21 protein-coding genes are annotated in these 20,811 nt (G+C 64.0%); 13 read left to right on the top strand and 8 right to left on the bottom strand.

The window, feature by feature from the left end:
* Positions 1–16 precede the first annotated feature (16 nt).
* The 10 genes from nuoL (at position 17) to G3N98_RS16325 (ending at position 9,980) form a co-directional block, all read left to right on the top strand.
* Positions 17–2,071: an NADH-quinone oxidoreductase subunit L gene (nuoL, locus tag G3N98_RS16370; RefSeq protein WP_039370608.1), complete on the top strand. Its 2,055-nt coding sequence runs from the start codon at positions 17–19 to the stop codon at positions 2,069–2,071.
* A gap of 16 nt (positions 2,072–2,087) precedes the next feature.
* Positions 2,088–3,578 (top strand): NADH-quinone oxidoreductase subunit M, encoded by a 1,491-nt coding sequence (locus G3N98_RS16365; protein ID WP_021162817.1) that lies wholly within the window; start codon positions 2,088–2,090, stop codon positions 3,576–3,578.
* Positions 3,579–3,617: 39 nt separating this feature from the next.
* The gene (gene nuoN, locus G3N98_RS16360) at positions 3,618–5,072 is read left to right on the top strand and encodes an NADH-quinone oxidoreductase subunit NuoN (protein WP_174976206.1); all 1,455 of its coding nucleotides are present in this window, start codon (positions 3,618–3,620) and stop codon (positions 5,070–5,072) included.
* Positions 5,072–5,368, top strand: a complete 297-nt coding sequence (locus G3N98_RS16355) for a DUF2818 family protein (RefSeq protein ID WP_039370614.1) — start codon at positions 5,072–5,074, stop codon at positions 5,366–5,368. Before nuoN ends, G3N98_RS16355 begins: the two co-directional genes overlap by 1 nt.
* 36 nt (positions 5,369–5,404) lie before the next feature.
* The gene (locus G3N98_RS16350; RefSeq protein ID WP_089425976.1) at positions 5,405–5,995 is read left to right on the top strand and encodes an NUDIX hydrolase; all 591 of its coding nucleotides are present in this window, start codon (positions 5,405–5,407) and stop codon (positions 5,993–5,995) included.
* Positions 5,996–6,131: 136 nt separating this feature from the next.
* The gene (locus tag G3N98_RS16345; RefSeq protein WP_046544753.1) at positions 6,132–6,554 is read left to right on the top strand and encodes a DUF1178 family protein; all 423 of its coding nucleotides are present in this window, start codon (positions 6,132–6,134) and stop codon (positions 6,552–6,554) included.
* Between the two features lie 104 nt (positions 6,555–6,658).
* Positions 6,659–7,855, top strand: a complete 1,197-nt coding sequence (locus G3N98_RS16340) for an acyl-CoA dehydrogenase family protein (RefSeq protein WP_089425974.1) — start codon at positions 6,659–6,661, stop codon at positions 7,853–7,855.
* A gap of 19 nt (positions 7,856–7,874) precedes the next feature.
* Complete coding sequence (locus tag G3N98_RS16335; RefSeq protein ID WP_089473290.1) at positions 7,875–9,008, top strand: acyl-CoA dehydrogenase; 1,134 nt, start codon at positions 7,875–7,877, stop codon at positions 9,006–9,008.
* A gap of 37 nt (positions 9,009–9,045) precedes the next feature.
* Positions 9,046–9,507 (top strand): MaoC family dehydratase, encoded by a 462-nt coding sequence (locus G3N98_RS16330; protein WP_089425972.1) that lies wholly within the window; start codon positions 9,046–9,048, stop codon positions 9,505–9,507.
* Entirely contained in the window at positions 9,504–9,980 is a 477-nt protein-coding gene (locus G3N98_RS16325; RefSeq protein WP_039370625.1) for a MaoC family dehydratase, read from the top strand. Before G3N98_RS16330 ends, G3N98_RS16325 begins: the two co-directional genes overlap by 4 nt.
* Before the next feature lie 47 nt (positions 9,981–10,027).
* On the opposite strand, the gene G3N98_RS16320 is transcribed toward G3N98_RS16325, so the two are convergent.
* Both G3N98_RS16320 and G3N98_RS16315 read right to left on the bottom strand, forming a co-directional pair.
* Positions 10,028–10,720 (bottom strand): glutathione binding-like protein, encoded by a 693-nt coding sequence (locus G3N98_RS16320; protein WP_089473289.1) that lies wholly within the window; start codon positions 10,718–10,720, stop codon positions 10,028–10,030.
* Between the two features lie 238 nt (positions 10,721–10,958).
* The gene (locus G3N98_RS16315) at positions 10,959–11,750 is read right to left on the bottom strand and encodes an enoyl-CoA hydratase (protein WP_069248459.1); all 792 of its coding nucleotides are present in this window, start codon (positions 11,748–11,750) and stop codon (positions 10,959–10,961) included.
* Positions 11,751–11,952: 202 nt separating this feature from the next.
* Here G3N98_RS16315 and G3N98_RS16310 point away from each other — a divergent pair, with 202 nt between their 5' ends.
* Positions 11,953–12,609, top strand: a complete 657-nt coding sequence (locus G3N98_RS16310; protein WP_089473288.1) for a glutathione S-transferase — start codon at positions 11,953–11,955, stop codon at positions 12,607–12,609.
* 42 nt (positions 12,610–12,651) lie between these two features.
* Here G3N98_RS16310 and G3N98_RS16305 read toward each other — a convergent pair whose 3' ends face one another.
* Together G3N98_RS16305 and G3N98_RS16300 are read right to left on the bottom strand one after the other, a co-directional pair.
* On the bottom strand, positions 12,652–13,824 hold the full coding sequence (locus tag G3N98_RS16305) for a pyridoxal phosphate-dependent aminotransferase (protein WP_089473287.1): 1,173 nt from the start codon (positions 13,822–13,824) through the stop codon (positions 12,652–12,654).
* A gap of 33 nt (positions 13,825–13,857) precedes the next feature.
* Positions 13,858–14,355: a putative toxin-antitoxin system toxin component, PIN family gene (locus G3N98_RS16300; RefSeq protein WP_089431474.1), complete on the bottom strand. Its 498-nt coding sequence runs from the start codon at positions 14,353–14,355 to the stop codon at positions 13,858–13,860.
* A 57-nt stretch (positions 14,356–14,412) separates the two neighbouring features.
* Here G3N98_RS16300 and yaaA point away from each other — a divergent pair, with 57 nt between their 5' ends.
* Together yaaA and G3N98_RS16290 are read left to right on the top strand one after the other, a co-directional pair.
* The gene (gene yaaA / locus G3N98_RS16295; protein ID WP_089473285.1) at positions 14,413–15,195 is read left to right on the top strand and encodes a peroxide stress protein YaaA; all 783 of its coding nucleotides are present in this window, start codon (positions 14,413–14,415) and stop codon (positions 15,193–15,195) included.
* 88 nt (positions 15,196–15,283) lie between these two features.
* Positions 15,284–16,438 (top strand): M14-type cytosolic carboxypeptidase, encoded by a 1,155-nt coding sequence (locus tag G3N98_RS16290; protein WP_206148676.1) that lies wholly within the window; start codon positions 15,284–15,286, stop codon positions 16,436–16,438.
* An 83-nt stretch (positions 16,439–16,521) separates the two neighbouring features.
* Here the strand turns inward: G3N98_RS16290 and G3N98_RS16285 are convergent, their stop codons facing one another.
* The 4 genes from G3N98_RS16285 to G3N98_RS16270 form a co-directional block, all read right to left on the bottom strand.
* Positions 16,522–17,211 carry a hypothetical protein gene (locus G3N98_RS16285; RefSeq protein ID WP_206148684.1) on the bottom strand — a complete coding sequence of 230 codons (690 nt, stop codon included), beginning with the start codon at positions 17,209–17,211 and terminating at the stop codon, positions 16,522–16,524.
* A 139-nt stretch (positions 17,212–17,350) separates the two neighbouring features.
* Positions 17,351–18,025: an energy-coupling factor ABC transporter permease gene (locus G3N98_RS16280; RefSeq protein ID WP_089473282.1), complete on the bottom strand. Its 675-nt coding sequence runs from the start codon at positions 18,023–18,025 to the stop codon at positions 17,351–17,353.
* A gap of 75 nt (positions 18,026–18,100) precedes the next feature.
* A complete protein-coding gene (locus G3N98_RS16275; protein WP_089440651.1) occupies positions 18,101–18,937 on the bottom strand; it encodes a response regulator transcription factor in 837 nt (278 codons plus the stop codon).
* Between the two features lie 212 nt (positions 18,938–19,149).
* Positions 19,150–20,367: a DUF2863 family protein gene (locus G3N98_RS16270; RefSeq protein ID WP_206148675.1), complete on the bottom strand. Its 1,218-nt coding sequence runs from the start codon at positions 20,365–20,367 to the stop codon at positions 19,150–19,152.
* Positions 20,368–20,811: the final 444 nt, after the last annotated feature.

Genomic DNA, 20,811 nt, shown 5'->3' with positions numbered 1-20,811 from the left:
TTCAGGCAACGCTGTTATGTCAACGACACTCAATGAAAACCTGCTGCTGGCGATTCCGCTCGCTCCGCTGGCCGGCTCGCTGATTGCGGGGCTGTTCGGGAACGCAGTCGGCCGCAAGGGCGCACACCGGATCACGATCCTCGGCGTAATGATCGCGTTCCTCCTGTCGGCGAAAGTCTTCTTCGACGTGATGGGCGGCGCAAGCTTCAACGCGACCGTCTACGAATGGATGAACGTCGGCTCGCTGAAGCTCGAAGTCGGCTTCCTCGTCGATTCGCTGACCGCGATGATGATGGTCGTCGTGACCTTCGTCTCGCTGATGGTGCACGTGTACACGATCGGCTACATGGCGGAAGAAGACGGCTACCAGCGCTTCTTCTCGTACATCTCGCTGTTCACGTTCTCGATGCTGATGCTCGTGATGAGCAACAACTTCCTGCAGCTGTTCTTCGGCTGGGAAGCGGTGGGTCTGGTGTCGTACCTGCTGATCGGCTTCTACTTCACGCGTGAGAGCGCGATCTACGCGAACATGAAGGCGTTCCTCGTGAACCGCGTGGGCGACTTCGGCTTCCTGCTCGGCATTGGCCTGCTGCTCGCATTCGCCGGCTCGATGAACTACGGCGAAGTGTTCGCGAAGCGCGCTGAACTCGCGAGCCTGCACTTCCCGGGCACCGACTGGGGCCTGCTGACCGTCGCCTGTATCTGCCTGTTCATCGGCGCGATGGGCAAGTCGGCACAGTTCCCGCTGCACGTGTGGCTGCCGGACTCGATGGAAGGCCCGACCCCGATCTCCGCGCTGATTCACGCGGCGACGATGGTGACCGCCGGCATCTTCATGGTGTCGCGCATGTCGCCGCTGTTCGAGCTGTCGGATACCGCGCTGTCGTTCATCACGGTGATCGGCGCGATCACGGCGCTCTTCATGGGCTTCCTCGGCATCGTCCAGAACGACATCAAGCGCGTGGTCGCGTACTCGACGCTGTCGCAGCTCGGCTACATGACCGTCGCGCTCGGCGTGTCCGCTTACCCGGTCGCCGTGTTCCACCTGATGACGCACGCGTTCTTCAAGGCGCTGCTGTTCCTCGGCGCAGGCTCGGTCATCATGGGCATGCACCACGACCAGGACATGCGCAACATGGGCGGCCTGCGCAAGTACATGCCGATCACGTGGATCACGTCGCTCGTCGGTTCGCTCGCGCTGATCGGCACGCCGTTCTTCTCGGGTTTCTACTCGAAGGACTCGATCATCGACGCGGTGAAGCTGTCGCACCTGCCGGGTTCGGGCTTCGCGTACTTCGCGGTCGTCGCGAGCGTGTTCGTCACGGCGCTGTACTCGTTCCGCATGTACTTCCTGGTGTTCCACGGCGAAGAGCGCTTCCGCAAGCCGAAGCATCCGGAATCGCCGATGGGCATGGCGGCTGCGCACGGCCACGACGACCACGGCCATGGCCACGGTCATGACGACCACGCGCACGAACCGCACGAGACCCCGTGGGTCGTGTGGGTGCCGCTGGTCCTGCTGGCGATCCCGTCGGTCATCATCGGCGCGATCGCGATCAGCCCGATGCTGTTCGGCGACTTCTTCCAGCACGGCGTTGCATTCGACAAGGTGATCTTCATCGGCGAAAACCATCCGGCCCTGGCCGAGATGGCCGAGGAGTTCCACGGCTGGGTGGGCATGGGCCTGCACTCGGTGTCGGGCCTGCCGGTCTGGCTCGCGCTCGCCGGTGTCGTTGTCGCCTGGTTCCTGTACCTGAAGCGTCCGGAACTGCCGGCGTCGATCCGCCGCGCGTTCGGCCCGATCTACACGCTGCTGGACAACAAGTACTACATGGACAAGATCAACGAAGTGGTGTTCGCCCGTGGTTCGGTGGCGATCGGCCGCGGCCTGTGGAAGGAAGGTGACGTCGTGGTGATCGACGGCCTCGTCAACGGCAGCGCCCGGTTCATCGGCTGGTTCGCCGGCGTGATCCGCTTCCTCCAATCCGGTTACATCTATCACTACGCGTTCGCCATGATCATCGGCATGCTGGGGCTCCTGACCCTGTTTGTAACGCTCGGCGGCAAATAAGGCGGGGGACAACTTAATGCACGCTTTTCCGATTCTCAGTACCGCGATCTGGCTGCCGATCGTTTTCGGCCTCCTCGTGCTTGCGGTGGGTAACGACAAAAATCCGGGGACGGCCCGCTGGATCGCGCTGATCGGTTCGCTGCTCGGCCTGGCGGTCACGATCCCGCTGATCACGGGCTTCGACTCGAGCACGGCTGCGCTGCAGTTCGTCGAGAAGTCGACCTGGATCGAACGCTTCGACATCGCGTATCACCTCGGCGTCGACGGCATCTCGATGTGGTTCGTCGTGCTGACCGCGCTGATCACAGTGATCGTCGTGATCGCCGCATGGGAAGTGATCACCGAGAACGTCGCGCAGTACCTCGCGGCGTTCCTGATCCTGTCCGGGATCATGATCGGCGTATTCTCGGCGGCCGACGGCCTGCTGTTCTACGTGTTCTTCGAAGCGACCCTGATCCCGATGTACATCATCATCGGCGTGTGGGGTGGCCCGAACCGCGTGTATGCGGCATTCAAGTTCTTCCTGTACACGCTGGCCGGCTCGCTGCTGATGCTGGTCGCGCTGATCTACCTGTACACGGAAACGCATTCGTTCGACCTCGCGACGTGGCAGAACGCCAAGATCGCGATGACGCCGCAGATACTGTTGTTCATTGCGTTCTTCCTCGCGTTCGCGGTGAAGGTGCCGATGTGGCCGGTCCACACCTGGCTGCCGGACGCGCACGTGGAAGCGCCGACGGGCGGCTCGGTCGTGCTGGCTGCGATCATGCTGAAGCTCGGCGCATACGGTTTCCTGCGTTTCTCGCTGCCGATCACGCCTGACGCGAGCCACTTCCTGGCACCCGTCGTGATCACGCTGTCGCTGATCGCGGTGATCTACATCGGCCTCGTCGCGATGGTGCAGGCCGACATGAAGAAGCTGGTCGCGTATTCGTCGATCGCGCACATGGGCTTCGTCACGCTCGGCTTCTTCATCTTCAACCAGCTCGGCGTCGAAGGCGCGATCATCCAGATGATCTCGCACGGCTTCGTGTCGGGCGCGATGTTCCTCTGCATCGGCGTGCTGTACGACCGCGTGCACTCGCGCCAGATCGCCGACTACGGTGGCGTCGTCAACGTGATGCCGAAGTTCGCGGCCTTCGCGATGCTGTTCTCGATGGCCAACTGCGGCCTTCCGGGCACGTCGGGATTCGTCGGCGAGTTCATGGTGATTCTCGCGGCCGTCCAGTACAACTTCTGGATCGCATTCGGCGCGGCATTCACGCTGATCCTCGGTGCTGCCTACACGCTGTGGATGTACAAGCGCGTGTACTTCGGCGCGGTGGCGAACGATCACGTTGCCAAGCTGAAGGACATCGGCCGTCGCGAATTCCTGATGCTGGCCGTGCTCGCCGCGTTCACGCTGCTGATGGGCCTGTATCCGAAGCCTTTCACCGACGTGATGCACGTTTCCGTGGAAAACCTCCTCTCCCACGTCGCGCAGTCGAAGCTGCCGCTGGCCCAGTAATCGCGAGCGGAGGAACTCAAGATCATGCAAAACGCCTCTATGAATGTCCTGTTGCCTGACGCGCTGGTGCTGGCCGCCATCGTCGTCGCATGGCTGAACGACACCTTTACCGGTGCTTCCGGCCGCCGCCTGACTTATCTGATCGCGGTCGTCTCGTCGGTCGTGGCCGGCGTGTGGTTCGCGGTGCAGGCACTCGACCCGCAGCAGTACTACTTCTTCTCGAAGATGGTCGTCGTCGACTCGTTCGCGAGCATGATGAAGGCTGTCGTGTCGTTCGGTTTCGCGGTCTCGCTCGTCTATTCGCGCAAGTACCTCGAAGATCGCGACATGTTCCGCGGTGACGTGTTCCTGCTCGGCATGTTCTCGCTGCTCGGTCAGCTGGTCATGGTGTCGGGCAACAACTTCCTGACGCTGTACCTCGGTCTCGAACTGATGTCGCTGTCGCTGTACGCCGTCATCGCGCTGCGCCGCGATGCCGCACAGTCGAGCGAAGCCGCGATGAAGTACTACGTGCTGGGCGCCCTCGCGTCGGGTTTCGTGCTGTACGGCATCTCGATGCTGTACGGTGCGACCGGCTCGCTCGAGCTGGCCGAGGTGTACAAGGCGGTCGGCGGCAATACCGACGCGGCCGTGCTGATGTTCGGCGTGGTCTTCATCGTCGCCGGTATCGCATTCAAGCTCGGCGCCGTGCCGTTCCACATGTGGGTGCCGGACGTCTACCAGGGCGCACCGACCGCGATGACGCTGTTCGTCGGCGGCGGCCCGAAGGTTGCCGCGTTCGCGTGGGGCCTGCGCTTCCTGGTGATGGGCCTGTTGCCGCTCGCACAGAACTGGCAGACCGCGCTCGTGATCCTGGCCGCACTGTCGCTGATCGTCGGCAACATCACGGGTATCGTCCAGCGCAACATCAAGCGGATGCTTGCGTACTCGGCGATCTCGAACATGGGCTTCGTGCTGCTCGGCCTGCTCGCGGGCATCGTGAAGGGCGACGCGACGGCACCGGCGAACGCATACAGCTCGGCGATGTTCTACGCGATCGTCTACCTGATCACGACGCTCGGCTCGTTCGGCGTGGTGATGCTGCTCGCACGCCGCGATTTCGAAGCCGAAACGATCGACGACTTCAAGGGCCTCAACAAGCGCAGCCCGGTGTTCGCGTTCGTGATGATGGTCATGATGTTCTCGCTGGCCGGCATTCCGCCGACCGTCGGCTTCTACGCGAAGCTCGCCGTGCTCGAGGCAACCGTCAACGCGGGCCTCACGTGGCTGGCCGTGCTGGCCGTGATCACGTCGCTGTTCGGCGCGTTCTACTACCTGCGCATCGTGAAGCTGATGTACTTCGATGCACCGCAGGATACGACGCCGATCTCGGGCGATTTCTGCAAGCGCACGATCCTCGTGCTGAACGGCCTCGCGGTCGTCGCGCTCGGCCTGATCCCGAGCCCGCTGCTGACGGCCTGCCTGCAGGCAATTCGTCACACGCTGCCGCTGTAATGTCGGCAGCCGGCTGGTTTATCGTGCTGTTGGCGCTCGTCTGCGCCAACCTGCCGTTCCTGAACCAACGCCTCTTCGCCGTCGTGCCGTTCGGCGCGGCGAAGAAGAGCGGTTGGGTACGGATCGGCGAGCTGATCGTGCTGTACTTCATCGTTGGCGCGCTCGGCTTCTGGCTCGAGTCGCGCGCCGGCAACCGCTTCGAACAGGGCTGGCAGTTCTACGCGATCACGTTCAGTCTTTTCGTCGTGTTCGCGTTTCCCGGCTTCACGTTCCAGTATCTCGTCAAACGACGCTGACGGCTTCGGCCGTCGCGCTCAATTTTGGAGCCGCCGATGGCCGAACTACCCAATCACGACGCCGCACTGACCGAAACCTGCCTCGAAAGCGAGGCGATCTTCGAAGGCGCGTTCCTCAAGCTCAAGCGCGATACCGTCCGTCTGCCGGATGGCAAGAAAGCCACGCGCGAATACGTCCAGCATCCGGGCGCGGTGATGGTGATCCCGCTGTTCGACGACGGCCGCGTGCTGATGGAAAGCCAGTATCGCTACCCGATCGGCAAGGTGATGGCCGAATTCCCGGCCGGCAAGCTCGATCCGAACGAAGGCGCGCTCGCATGCGCGGTGCGCGAACTGCGCGAGGAAACCGGCTACACGGCACGCGAGTACGTGTTCCTGGCCCGGATTCATCCGATCATTTCCTATTCGACCGAATTCATCGACCTGTACCTGGCGCGCGGGCTGACGGCCGGCGAGCGCAAGCTCGATGAGGGCGAATTCCTCGAGACCTTCATTGCGACGCAGGCCGACCTGCAGGAATGGGTGCGCACGGGCCAGATCTCCGACGTGAAGACGATCATCGGCACGATGTGGCTCGACAAGGTGCTGTCCGGGACGTGGCCGCTCGGGCCGGTCCTGACGCCCTGAGCGCAGCGTCAGCGGCGGGTGGGGCGCCGCGTTACAATCCGGTGACGCGGCGCCACGCCGTCGCGCGATCGATATTTAGCACGACCGTTCACAAAACCGCTTTTTGCGCTACACTCGCCACACGCCCTGATTCAGCATGAAGGTCCTCGATTTACAGTGCCCGCACGGTCATCGGTTCGAAGGCTGGTTCGCTTCCGCCGATGAATTCGAAGCGCAGTTGTCCCGCAAGCTGGTCGAATGTCCGGTGTGCGGAACGACCGAGGTCAACCGTCTGCCGTCGGCGCCGCGCCTGAACCTGTCGGGCGCGACGCAGGCCCAGCCGGTCGATTCGCGTGCACTGCAGGCGCAGGTAATGCGTGCGCTGCGCGAGGTGCTGGAGAAAACCGAGAATGTGGGCGAGCGCTTCGCCGAGGAAGCGCGGCGCATCCATTACAACGAGGCGCCGGCACGCAGCATTCGGGGCGTCACGACGCCCGAAGACGCGCAATCCTTGGCCGAAGAAGGCATCGACGTGATGCCGCTGCCGATTCCTGCCGCGCTCAAAGAACCGCTGCAATAGACATATGCAGTGAGTCCTTGCCGGGCCGGACGGCTGCGGACAGCCTTGCATGGGACCGGACTAACCGCTGAAGCGCTAACTCCGGTCGACAGGAGACACTGCGCATGGATCTGGATTATTCCCCCTCGGACGACGCGTTCCGCGTCGACGTCCGCGCCTGGCTCGAGGCCAACCTGCCTCACGCACTGCGCGCCAAAGTACTCGATCACAAACGACTCGATCGCGAGGATTTCGCGAGCTGGCACAGGATTCTTGGCCAGCGCGGCTGGTCTGCGCCCGCATGGCCCGTCGAATATGGCGGCCCGGGCTGGAACGCGACGCAACGGCACATCTGGGACGAGGAGTGCGCGCGGATCGGCGCACCGACCGTGCTGCCGTTCGGCGTATCGATGGTCGCGCCGGTGTTGATGAAATACGGCAGCGAAGCGCAGAAACGTCATTATCTGCCGCGCATTCTCGACGGCTCGGACTGGTGGTGCCAGGGCTATTCGGAGCCGGGTTCGGGGTCCGATCTCGCATCGTTGCGCACGCGCGCGGAGCGCCAGGGCGACCACTACGTCGTCAATGGCCAGAAGACCTGGACGACGCTCGGCCAGTACGCCGACATGATGTTCTGCCTCGTGCGCACCGATCCGGCCGCGAAGAAACAGGAGGGCATCTCGTTCCTGCTGATCGACATGAAGACGCCCGGCATCACGGTGCGCCCGATCGTCATGCTCGACGAGGACCACGAGGTCAACGAGGTGTTCTTCGAGGACGTGAAGGTGCCGGTCGAGAATCTCGTCGGCGACGAGAACCGCGGCTGGACCTACGCGAAATACCTGCTTGGCCATGAGCGCACCGGCATCGCGCGCGTCGGCGGGTCGAAGCGCGAACTCGCGTTCCTGAAGCGTGTGGCGTCGAACCAGCGCAAGAACGGCAAGCCGTTGCTCGCCGATCCCGTGTTCGCTGCGAAGGTCGCGGCGCTCGAGGTCGAGCTGATGGCGCTGGAGGTGACGGTGCTGCGCGTCGTCAGCCGCGAGACGAGCGGCAAGGGGCCCGGCCCCGAGGCGTCGATGCTGAAGATCAAGGGCACGGAAGTGCAGCAGGCCCTCACCGAGCTGATGGTCGACGCGATCGGCCCGCTCGCCGCACCGTTCGACGTACCGTTCCTCGACGGCCAGCGCGAGCACAGCATCGCGGGCGACGACGATGCGGCACCGCTTGCCGCGTACTACTTCAATTACCGGAAGACGTCGATCTACGGCGGTTCGAACGAGATCCAGAAGAACATCATCGCGCAGATGATTCTGGGGCTGTGATCAGGGAACGGAGACAACCATGGATTTCAGCTTTACCGATGAGCAGCAGCAGTTTGCCGACGCGCTGCGCCGTTATCTCGGCGAGCAATACGGCTTCGAAGCGCGCCAGGCAATCGTGCGCAGCGATGCGGGTGTGTCGGACACGCAATGGAGCGCGTTCGCCGAACTGGGGTTGACCGCGCTGCCCGTGCCGGACGCGCAGGGTGGCTTCGGCGGCGGCCCGGTCGACATGCTGGTCGTGATGCAGGAACTCGGCCGTGCGCTCGTGATCGAGCCGTACTGGGCAACGGCGGTGGGCGTCGAGGCGTTGCGCGTTGGCGGTTCCGGCGCGGATGAGGATGCGGCGCTGCTGGAAGCCGTCGCGCAGGGGCAGAAGCGTGTGGCAGTCGCGTTCCACGAACCGCATGCGCGCTACGACCTGTTCGAACTCGACACGCGTGCGCGCGAGCAGGGTGGCACGTACCGGCTGACCGGCACGAAGTCGGTCGTTCAGCATGGCGCACAGGCGGACGCGTGGATCGTGCCCGCACGCGTCGACGGTGGCGGCATCGGCCTCTTCGTCGTCGAACGGGATGCCGCGAACGCGAAGGTGGTCGACTACCGGACGATCGACGGCCAGCGTGCCGCGACGATCGGGTTCAATGAAACGCCGGCGCGACTGCTGACGGGTGGTGCGCGCGACGCGGCGGCCCTCGAGCAGGTTGCCGACTACGCGACGTTCCTGCTGTGCGCGGAAGCGGTCGGCGTGCTCGACGAACTGAATCGCGCGACGGTCGAATACACGAAGACGCGCGAACAGTTCGGCGTGCCGATCGCGCGTTTCCAGGCGCTGCAGCACCGGATGGTCGACATGCTGATCCATGCCGAGCAGGCGCGTTCGCTGACCTATCTGGCAGCCGTACGCTACGCGAGCGGCGATGCCGATGCGCGGCGAAAGGCCGTGTCGGCCGCGAAAGCGCGTGTCGGCGCCGCCGCGCGCTTCGTCGGCCAGCAGGCCGTCCAGCTGCACGGCGGCATGGGCGTGACCAACGAGGTCGCCGCCGCACACTTGTTCAAGCGGCTGACGATCATCGAGACGACGCTCGGCGACACCGATCATCATCTTGCCCGCATTGCGGCGCTGCCCGATTTCGCGCAGACCGACGCAGCATGACGGCGACGCGCGAGCGCACCAGACAAGGAGACACCGAGTGGGCATCAGTTACGAAGACCTGGTGGTCGGCAGTACCACCGAAGTGGGCCGCTACACGTTCGAACCCGACGACATCAAGGCGTTCGCACAACGCTATGACCCGCAGCCGTTCCACCTCGACGAAGAAGCGGGAAAAGCATCGCATTTCGGCGGGCTCGTCGCGAGCGGCTGGCATACGTGTTCGGTGTTCATGAGCCTGCTCATCAAGAAGCTCGGGTCGGACTCGACGAGCATGGGCTCGCCGGGCATCGATTCGATCCGCTGGCTCAAGCCGGTGCGCGCCGGCGACACGATCACGATGTATCAGAAGGTCCACGACAAACGCGTGTCGGAGAGCAAGCCCGACCGCGGCATCGTGTCGACGGAATGGGTCGGTGTGAACGGCGCCGGCGAGACGGTGATCACCGTGCATACCAAGGTGATCTTCGGGCTGCGCCATCCGGGAGGCACGCAGGCATGACCGACGTGACCTTGCCGCTGATCGCATCGGCGCAGGCGCTGCAGGCGCGAGTCGGCGCGGAGCCGCTCGCGAGCGGCTGGATCGCGATCGACCAGCGTCGTGTCGATGGCTTTGCCGATGCGACCGGCGATCATCAATGGATTCACGTCGATCCCGAACGCGCGCGGCGCGAGTCGCCATTCGGCGGCCCGATCGCGCACGGGTTCCTGACGCTGTCGCTGATTCCGGCGTTGATGGCCGATGCGATGCGTTTCGAGCAGAAGATGGGGGTGAACTACGGACTGAACCGCGTGCGGTTCCTGAAGCCGGTGCCGGTCGGCGCGCGTGTGCGTGCGCTGTTTGCGGTAAAGGAAACCGCCGAGGCTGCGCGGGACGGTGTGCAGGTGACGTGGTCGGTGACGATGCAGGTCGAGCGTCCCGATGTGCCGCTGCCCGTCTGCGCGGCCGAATTCATCACGCTGCATTACTTCTGAAGCGGGGAGCGGCATGCACGGATGCCGCTCCGCCCGTCACATGCGTGTCAGTGCTTCGCGTATTGCGTCGCACCGAACAGCACCTCGCGTGCCTTGTCGTCCTGCAGCGCCTTGCGCATCGACGCGAGCACTTCGACACCGCGTTGCACGGCCGGTCGCGCGGCGATCGCGTCGTGCCAGCGTTTCACGTTCGGCAATTCGTCGAGCACGATGCCCTGGTTCTGCCACGAGCGCGTCCACGGGAACGTCGCAATGTCCGCGATCGTATACGCGTCGCCCGCGAGATATTCGGATTCGCCAAGGCGCTTGTCCATCACGTTGTACAGGCGCTTTGCCTCGTTCGTGTAGCGGTTGACCGCATACTCGATCTTCTCCGGCGCATACAGGCGGAAGTGGTGCGCCTGCCCGAGCATCGGGCCGACGCCGCCCATCTGGAACATCAGCCATTCGAGCGCCGCGTAGCGTGCGGCCGGATCGGTCGGCAGGAACTTGCCGGTCTTCTCCGCGAGGTAGATCAGGATCGCGCCCGATTCGAACAGCGAGATCGGCGTGCCGCCGGGGCCGTCCGGATCGACGATCGCGGGGATCTTGTTGTTCGGGCTGATCTTCAGGAACTCCGGCTTGAACTGGTCGCCTGCGCCGATATCGACCGGATGGGCACGATAAGCGAGGCCCGTTTCCTCGAGCATGATGTGCACCTTGTGGCCGTTCGGGGTCGCCCAGCTATAGACGTCAATCATCGTGAACTCCTGTGTTGCATGCGCGAAAACGGCGCAGGCAGCGCCGCGACAGGCGGTCATTAGAGCATGGATCGATGTGGGCTGCTGGCGACGGGAACGTGCGTGCCGGTGCGTGTGAGCCGGCGTGTGTGCGTGGGGGCGATCGCGTATCGTCCCGAGTCGTCGAGATGGCGGCGTCGCCGTGCCGCATCCGGTCGATGCGGTGGTGACATGTCAATTCCAAAGCGGGCGCGACCGCTCAGCGCTTGTAGCGGGGCGGGCGTTTCTCGAGAAATGCGGTGATGCCTTCGAGCCCGTCCGCATGATGCAGCGATGCGACGAAATGATCGCGCTCCGTGGCGAGATGCGCGTCGAGCGGTTGCGTCGTCGCGTCGTCGAGCAGCGACTTGATGCGCGTGAGTGCGTTCGGCGAGATGCCGGCGAGCGCATCGGCCCATGCCAGTGCATCGGTCAGTGCCGCGCCGGGCACGGCGAGCCGGTTGACGACGCCGAGCGTGTGCAGACGTTCGGCTGCAACAGGCTTGCCTTCGAACAGGATCTCGGCCGCGATCGCACGCGGCAGCGCGCGGGCGATGAACCACGAACCGCCTCCATCGGGCGTCAGGCCGACACGCGCGTATGACATCACGAACTTCGCGTCGTGCGCGGCGACGATCAGGTCGCACGCGAGCGCGAGCGAGAAGCCCGCGCCGGCCGCGGCGCCTTCCACCGCTGCGATCACCGGCTTCGTCGAAGCATGGATCGCCGTGACCCAGGCGGCGAGCTGATCGATGCTGTCGGCCTGGTAGGACGGATCCTTCGAGCGGTTGTCGAGCAGCCGGTTCAAATTGCCGCCCGCGCAGAAGAAGCGATCGGCGCCGGTGAGCACGACCGCGCGAATCCCGGGATCCCGTTCGGCGGTGGCGAGCGCTTCGATGCCGGCCGCGTACATGTCGGGATGCAGCGCATTGCGCGCGCCGGGGTTGGATAGCGTGAGGACGAGCGTCGATTCGCTCTCGGGCGGACGCGAGGCCAGCAGTTCAGCACTCATGCGAGCGTGTCTCCATCGGATGGCAGGGCTGCGGCAGCGGACACATAGCGCGTGCTGATGCGGACGATGTCGTAGCAGAGGTATTGTTGTCGTGACGGACGCGAAACTTGCTTTAGACTAGCACGAACGTGCTTTTCAGCGCGATGAATCCCGATGCGGCCGACATCGATGCGGCCGCGCTTCAGCAAGGAAGGAGACTCCGATGCTACAGCTGTGCGGTATTCCGTTGTCCAACTATTACAACAAGGTGAAGTTCGTCCTGCTCGAGCACGACATTCCGTTCGAGGAGTCGGTGTGCGGATTGCCGGTCAGCGATCCGGCACAGCTCGCCGATTCGCCGCTCGGCAAGATTCCCTTTCTGAAGACCGAAGAAGGTGCGCTGTTCGAGTCCCAGGTGATCATCGAGTACCTGGCGGCGCGCTATCCCGAAAAAGGCATTCTCCCGGCGAGTCCGTTCGCGGCCGCGAAGGCGCGCGAACTCATCGAGACGCTCGAACTTTATCTCGAATGGATGGCGCGCGAGGTCTACACCGAAGCGTTTTTCGGCGGCAAGGTCAGCGACGGGATGAAGGCGCACGTCGAGAAGCGCCTGCCGCGCGCGATCGACGGATTCAAGCAGATGACGCGGTTTTCGCCGTATGTGCTCGGCGAGTCGTTCGGTCTCGCGGACATCGCCGCGTGGGTCCACCTGCCGGTCATCGGCATGGCGACGAAAGCCGTATTCGGGCGCGATTTCCTGCTCGATGCAGGCATCGACTGGAAGGCGCATGCGAAGAAGGTGGGCGAGCGCCCTGCCGCGCAGCGCGTGGCGGCCGAGCGCAAGGCGTATATCGACGCGACGAGCGTCGCGCGCTCGTAAGCGCGGTTCCCGCAGGGCGGTGTGCGACCGCCCGTGCCGGCCTTACAGGCGGGCGAGCCGTTCGAGCGCGGATGCGAGCGTGCTTTCCTGCTTCGCGAAGCAGAATCGGACGACGCCCGATTCGTGCGGCTCGTGATAGAACGCCGACACCGGAATGGCGGCCACGCCGATCTCCGACGTGAGCCACTTCGAGAATTCCGCTTCCGGCAGGTCGCTGATCGCCGAATAATCGACGCACTGAAAGTACGTGCCCGTGCAGGGCAGTAATTTGAAGCGCGTGCGCTCGAGGCCGGCCCGGAAGAAGTCGCGCTTCTTCTGGTAGAAGTCGGCAAGCGTCAGGTACGGCGCCGGGTCGCGCAGGTAGTCGGCGAGCCCGATCTGCATCGGCGTGTTCACCGTGAACACGTTGAACTGGTGGACCTTGCGGAATTCCGCGGTCAGCGCGGCAGGCGCCGCGACATAGCCGACCTTCCAGCCCGTCACGTGATAGGTCTTGCCGAAGCTCGACACGATGAAGCTGCGCGCGGCGAGTTCCGGATAGCGCGCGACGCTCTCGTGGCGCGCGCCGTCATAGACCATGTGCTCGTAGACCTCGTCGGACAGGATCAGCACGTTGGTGCCGCGCACGATCTCCTCGAGCTTGCGCATGTCCGACTGGCGCCACACGGTACCCGTCGGGTTGTGCGGCGTGTTGATCAGGATCATGCGCGTTTTCGGCGTGATCGCGGCCGCCAGGCGGTCGAACGGGATCGCGTAGTCGGGCGCTTCCAGCGTGACGAACACGGGCTTGCCGCCCGCGAGTTCGATCGACGGCAGGTAGCTGTCGTAGGTCGGTTCGACGACGATCACTTCATCACCCGGATGCACCGCGCACATGATCGCGGTCAGCAACGCCTGCGTCGCGCCGGCCGTGACGGTGATTTCGGTTGCCGGATCGTAACGCCGGCCGTAGACCTGCGCGATCTTGTCAGCGATCGCGTCGCGCAGCGGCGCGACACCGGCCATCGGCGGATACTGGTTGTGCCCGTTGCGCATCGCGGCGGCAACCGCATCGATGATGCGAGGATCGCAGTCGAAATCCGGAAAGCCCTGGCCGAGGTTCACCGCGCCTTTTTCTGCGGCAAGCGCGCTCATGACCGTGAAGATCGTCGTGCCGACGTTCGGCAGGCGCGAGGGGAAAACGGGAGTCGTTGGCATGTCTGAAGGAGCGTTCATCGATACGGTCGAAGTCGGGTGGTGCGGCGTAGGTCAGGCCGGCGTCGTCGTCGTGTCCGGTGCGGCGTCGAGCGAGCAGGCCTCGGTAAATGGCGCGGGCTGCGCGATCCGGAAGCCGAAGTCGCGTGCGGTGCGCTTCGCGAGCTTCAGCAGCGCGCGGTCTTTCGACACGAGCCACTCGGCCTGCGCGGCGCGGGCGAGTTCGAGAAACTTCTGGTCGTCGCGGTCCTTGCACTTCGGCAGCGGCGGCGCGCCGGCGTCGACGGGCGGCGGCTCGACGAGACTCGCCAGCCGGGCGACGGTCGCGAGTGCGGCCGCCTTGTCGATGGCGCGCGACTGGAACTGCGGATAGTCGAGCACGTATTCGAGCTCGGTCAGGCAGCGGCCGTCGATCACGGCGGCAAGCGCGCCGCTTTCCAGCGCAGCCCGGATCGGGCGCGTAGCGGGGTCGTCGAATACGAGGATGTCGATCCAGACGTTCGAGTCGAGCACGACGCGGTGCGCGGCGTGCGGGGCGAGAGAGCGGGTCATTCGTTACAATCGGTGGTTTTCGTCTGACCGCAAGGCACGGCGTGCCAGCGAGCCTCTATGATAATCGTTCTCTCTCCAGCCAAATCCCTCGACTACGATACGCCCGCGCACGTCCAGTCTTACACGAAGCCTGCATTCGTCGACGACGCGTCCGAGCTGATCGACGGCCTGCGCAAGCTGTCGCCGCAGGACATCGCAACGCTGATGGATATCTCCGATCCACTCGCGCGCCTGAATTTCCAGCGCTACGCCGACTGGTCGTCGACCTTTACGCCCGCCAATGCGAAGCAGGCCGTGCTCGCGTTCAACGGCGACGTCTATGAAGGTTTCGACGCGAAATCGCTGTCGTCCGCCGATCTCGACTATGCGCAGCAGCACGTGCGCGTGCTGTCGGGCCTGTACGGGCTGTTGCGCCCGCTCGACCTGCTGCAGCCGTACCGGCTCGAGATGGGCACGCGTTTCGCGAACGCGCGCGGCAAGGATCTGTACGCGTTCTGGGGCGACCGCATTACGCGGGCGCTGAACGAACAGCTCGAAACGCGCAGCGGCGCGGCGCGCGTGCTGGTCAACTGCGCGTCGACCGAATACTTCAAGTCGGTCAAGCCGAAACTGCTGGTCGCACCGGTCATCACGCCGGTGTTCGAGGACTGGAAGGGCGGCCGCTACAAGATCATCAGCTTCCATGCGAAGCGTGCGCGCGGCCTGATGGCGCGTTTTATCGTCGAAAACCGTATTACCGACCCGAAGGCGCTGAAGGATTTCGCGACGGAAGGCTATGCGTTCGATGCGGCGGCGTCGAACGATTCGACTTACGTATATCGCCGGCGAGTCGGCGAGTGACCCTGCCGGCCGTTCACGAGACGGCCGGCGCATGCATGAGGCCGGGCAAGCGCTACACCGCCTGTTCCGGTCGCCCCAGGAGAGACAGATGGCCCTTTCGATCACCAGCAATTTCGACGCAGGCGCAATCGACGTCGTGTCGTGCGACAGTCCCGATGCGATTCGGCTGCGCGTGCGCGGCGACACCCGCTCGGAATTCGCGCAATGGTTTTACTACCGCTTGACGGGCGTGCGCGGCGAGCGCTGCGTGATGACGTTCGAGAATGCTGCCGAATGCGCGTATCCGTCGGGCTGGCGCAATTACAGCGCGGTGGCGAGCTATGACCGGGTAGACTGGTTCCGCGTGCCGACGACGTTCGACGGCAAGACGATGACCATCGACCATACACCGGAATTCGACAGCATCTACTACGCGTATTTCGAGCCGTACTCGGAAGAGCGTCACGCGGCGTTTCTCGGCGCGGTCCAGCAGTTGCCGCAGGCGAGCGCCGTCGAACTCGGCCGCACGGTTGAAGGTCGCCCGATGTCGTTGCTGACGCTCGGTACGCCGGAAACGGATGGCGCGCCGAAGAAGAAGGTGTGGATCATCGCGCGCCAGCATCCCGGCGAGTCGATGGCCGAATGGTTCGTCGAAGGCCTCGTCAAGCGGCTGGCCGGATGGGGCGACTGGGCCGGCGATCCCGTCGCGCGCAAGCTGTACGATCGTGCGACCTTCTATATCGTCCCGAACATGAACCCGGACGGCAGCGTGCATGGCAACCTGCGCACCAATGCCGCAGGCGCGAACCTGAACCGCGAGTGGATGGCGCCCGATGCCGAGCGCAGCCCCGAGGTGCTGGCCGTGCGCGATGCAATCCATGCGATCGGCTGCGACATGTTCTTCGACATTCACGGCGACGAAGATCTGCCGTATGTGTTCGTTGCCGGGTCCGAGATGCTGCCGAGCTTTACCGAGCAGCAGGGCAAGGAGCAGACCGCGTTCATCGAAGCGTTCAAGGTCGCCAGCCCGGACTTCCAGACTGAGCACGGCTATGCCGCGAGCAAGTACAAGGAGGACGCGCTCAAGCTCGCGTCGAAGTACATCGGCCATCAGTTCGGCTGTCTGTCGCTGACGCTCGAGATGCCGTTCAAGGACAACGCGAACCTGCCCGACGAACGCGTCGGCTGGAACGGCGAGCGAAGCGCGGCGCTCGGCGCAGCGATGCTGGCGGCGATCCTGGTGCACGTCGACACGTTCGCGTAAGCGTAGCGTCGCCGTATTAAAAAAGCCGGGGCATCTCAGGATGCCCCGGCTTTTTTTACTTCTGTGGATGCCGCTTCGGCGGATCAGGACTTCTTCGCGGTCTTCTTCACGACCTTCTTCTGGCCGCTCGACTTTTTCGTTGTGACGACCTTCTTCTGGCCGCTCGACTTTTTCGTTGTGACGGCCTTCTTGCTGCCGGTACGGCCCGATGCCTTTGCCTTGCCCTTGCCTCGGTGCGACTTGCCCTTGAATTTCTTCGTCGAGGACGAGGAGCGCTCGACGCGCGGCTTAAGCGGCGGAACCGGGTCGTTCCAGCTGAACGCGAGCATCTGCTGACCGACATAGCCGCATCGGAATTTCAGCGGCGTCGGGTCGCTGCCGTCGCTGTGGATGCCGAGGCCGTCGACCGTGACGATATTGTCGACCTTCACGCGCTGCTTGCCCTGGTCGAACGAGTCGTTCCATGGCGTGATCGTCGCGTTGCCGCTGTCGAATGCGTTCGGCGCGAAGTCGACGCGGTCGAAGGCCGACGAGGTGCTGGCGATGAAGCTGCCGTGCGCTGCACAATCGGCGGCGAGCGGATCGGCATGCATTTCGTTGACGAATTTGTTGATCAGTTCGGAGCGCTGGTCGAGCAGATCGGCGAATGCCGGTGTCGGAAGCGCAAGCGACAGGCCCGCAATACAGGCTGCCAGCTTGCCGAGCGCCCGGAAAATCCGGAGCGACGCAGGAGAGCTGTCCATCTGGTTATTGGTGAGGAGCGAATGAGACATCGGGCACGTATAGATGCCCGATGAAGAACCGGAGTTCAATCTTAGCGTAAAAAAGTTGTGCGGCAGTAGATGTCGCACTCTGCCGTACTGAGCGAGGGGAGGCCGGCGCGTGATGACGGCGCCGCCTTCGAAGGGCAATTCAGGCGCGCGGGCCGCCGAGACGATAGCGCCGGACGTCGAAGGTCGTGACCCATGCGGGACGATAGACAGCGATGAGTGCGGTCGCCATGCCGGTGAACCACGCTTCGCCGAGTGCGAGCAGCGTGGTGTTCAGCAGATAGCCGGCCGGAATCACGACGGGAACGCCATCCGCGAGCGCGAGCTGGACCCCGGCAGCGGCAGCGGCAACCGCGATGATCGCGATGGCGGGCGACAGGAATCCCTGGCCGGTAATGAACGACGCGAGATTGTGCGGCAACCATGCGAGTGCGGCGCGCTGCAGCAATGCCGACACGGCGACCGGCAGCGCGCCGTAGATCAGATAGGTCAGGCCAATGCCCTGCCAGGGCGCATCGAAAATGATCGCGGCGACCGCCGTGACGGCGCCCATCGCGATCAGTGCGAGTGTCCAGTCGAACAGCGTGACGAGCAGCGTCGCGCCAAGCAGATGCATGACGATGCCATCATCGAGCCACGCATTCGAGGCCCAGAGGACCGCAATGGCGGTGACGAGCGCAAGCCACACGTGCTGGAGCGTGGCGTCCTGCAGGCGCACGAAGGGACGATTCCAGATCGCGAGCGCGAGCAGGGCCACGGCGGCAATCCAGCCACCGATGCCAACCCAGAACGGAAGCGGTGTGAAAAGAAAACCCATGCGTCCATATTACTCGTTGAGCATCAAAGGTGGGAATCCGCACACACCGACCGTCGCAATATCGAGACTGTTTGACTAGCGTTCGCGCCGGAACCGCGCCGGCGGCTCGGCGGCGATCGGCAGGTCCTGCGCGCTATCGATCGAGGCCGGCAACGGGTACGGGCGGTTACTCCGTTGCGTACGCAGCGGAACCGGGCCCTGTTCGCCGATGGGCGGCTTGCGCGCACGACTGCGGTTCGCCAACAGCACCTCGAGGTGGGGCGACAGCCAGCCGTTGTAGATTGCGACCGCGGCGGCCCGATTGGCGGCACCGAGCTGCTGGAAGATGCTGGCGAGGTGGATCTTGACGGTGCCTTCGCTGATGCCGAGTGTGCGAGCGATCATCTTGTTGGTGCTGCCCATGTGGACGAAGCGCATGATCTGCGCTTGCCGCGGCGACAGGAGGCCGCTCGGCGGCCGCCGGGGAAGCGACCCGGCGAGCGTCTGGAAATGGGCATCGTAGCGCGCCGCAGCAGTGGAAGGCAGCAGGCGCAGCGCGATCGGCGGAATGTAGTGTCCGCCCAGCAGCACGATCTCGAGCGCACGCACGATCAGGTGTGGCCGCGTGGAATGCGGGATCACGCCGGCGACACCGTAATTGAAGAAGCGCTGGATCGCTTCGGGCGAAGTTTCGTCGACCAGGACGGCGACGGGTGTCGGCGAGCACGCGCTGCAGAGCGCCTGAAGCTCGCTGAGCCGGCCGACGTCGAGCCAGTCGATCGCGACCAGGTCGAAACGCTGGTTGCGCAGCAGCCTGCGCGCCTGAAAACTGTCGGGCACGTCGTTGATTCCGGCGTGACGGTCGATCTGTCGCAACAGGGCCTTCAGTCCGTCACGCCGCTCGGCGTCTGAATTGAGCATCAGGAACCGCATATTCAACCTCCGTAATGTGAGCCATTGATCTGCCGTCTGGCATGCCTTGGGTCTGATAATGACAAAGACCTTACACGATGTCTGCTTGGCTGAAAGGCTTAGGAAAAGTATGAAATTTCGGGCGACGGGAGGACAGACAAGTAAAAAGCCGCTCCGGCGGGAACCGTGAGCGGCTTCAGGTGGGCAGGCCGTCGGGCCTGTTGTGCTGCGGATTAGTGGAAGTGCGGCTGGGCGGGGGACGCGTCTTCCGGCATTTCTGCGTGGACGATTTCACCGAGCGGATCTGCGTAGAGCGGCACGCCGCAGTCATCGCAATATTCGGGTTCGAAGCGGCCCGCGTGCCGCCGGACGTCGGTTACGCCGCATTCCTTCAGCAGACTCACGATTTCCTCGACCGGGCCTTCGATCGGCGCTTCGCCTTCGAGCGTCGCACTGTCGATCGACATGTCGCCGTTTTCACGGCCGTAGAGCGGCCATACGACGCCGTAGATTACGTCGTTGCTGGCACGCCGCGTGAAGCCGACACGGTACTCGTCGATACGGCGTTCGCCGAAGCCGGCGACCACCGCGCGCAGCTCTTGCGGTGCTGCACCAAGTGTGTCGAATAGATAACGAATGGCCGTTCGGACCGTATGTGGACGTATCCGTTCGTCCGCATCCCGGCAGGCCGAGTAGTACGCGTCCGGAAGCAGGCATTCGAATTCGCAGCCGGGCAGCGCGATCGACAGGTTCGGGCCGCCTTGGGCCGTCCATTGCTCGAGGCACTGGCCGCGTTCGATCCGGCTGCCGTTTTCTTCTTCCTGCCAGCGGAACAGCGGTGCGCCGGCGGGGGCCGCAACGACGGCGAGCAGGAAGCGCGGATCGGCGAGGATCGGCGAGGTTTCGGGCAGGTCGCCGAAGCTGAGCTTGGGCGTGTGCTGGCTGATCGCCCCATGCGCGAGCTGCTGGGCGAGCCGGTAGGTCTCGACGTGGTGTCGCGGCAACTGGTCGATGCTGTAGAGGAACGGGGCAAGCCCGACGAGGGTACCGTTCGCAAGGACGTGCGCCTGCAGGTGCGTTCGAAGTGCGTCGGCAACGTCGCCCTTGAGCGGGCCCGATGGAATCATGTAGCGCGTCCATGCGAGAACCGGGACGGCGACCAGTAGCGCATCGAACGGTTGGCCGTCGTGCTCGATCGCCATCGACTCGCTGTGCGTCTCGGCCATGTCGGCGAGCGCGCCATAGGCGTCGGGATGATTCTGCTGCAGATGGTCGAGCGCTGCGTCGAGCGTGGTCTGGTTGCCGTTGCGGACAATCTTGGAGAGCAGCGCATCGAGCTTCGCTTCCCAGAAGCGGTCCTCGATGCGGCTGCCCGAGGCGAAGAGCGCAAGCGACAGGCCGACCAGTTTGTCGGCATCGGGGGGGAGGCGTTTGGCGATTCGCTGGCGCATATTAAAGACGTATATAGAAAGAGGCGAAGAGCCTCACATTCTAGTCCGTTCTTTGCACCATAAGCGGTCTCGTGCCGACACATGGCTGGCTGGCCGAATTGCAGCTTTTGTAAAAAAGTTGCTTCAAACCCCTTGCGCGAACGTCGCGAGCTACCTACAATCACGCCTCTTTCGCGCTAACGGAAACGCAGCGCGGGAGAAGGGAAGCAGGGCGGGTGGTGTGCTGGAGTCTGGAGCGCGCAGCTGGCCTGGAAGTTGAGCCACGCAGTCGCAACGATGATGTTAAAAAGTTGTTGACGAACTGCGAAACACGGTTCATAATCTCGCTTCTCTGCTGCTGAAAACGCAGCGCTGCTGAGAAACACGAAGTTCCTCGCAGAAACGCTCTTTAAAAATTAACAGCCGATAAGTGTGGGCGCTTGATGAAAGCGAGCTGATCCTCGG

Origin of the sequence: Burkholderia sp. Tr-20390 (assembly GCF_017104595.1) — a bacterium.
GTDB lineage: Bacteria > Pseudomonadota > Gammaproteobacteria > Burkholderiales > Burkholderiaceae > Burkholderia.
Note: the sequence above shows the minus strand (reverse complement) of the source record. Positions and strands in the feature narration are given on the sequence as shown.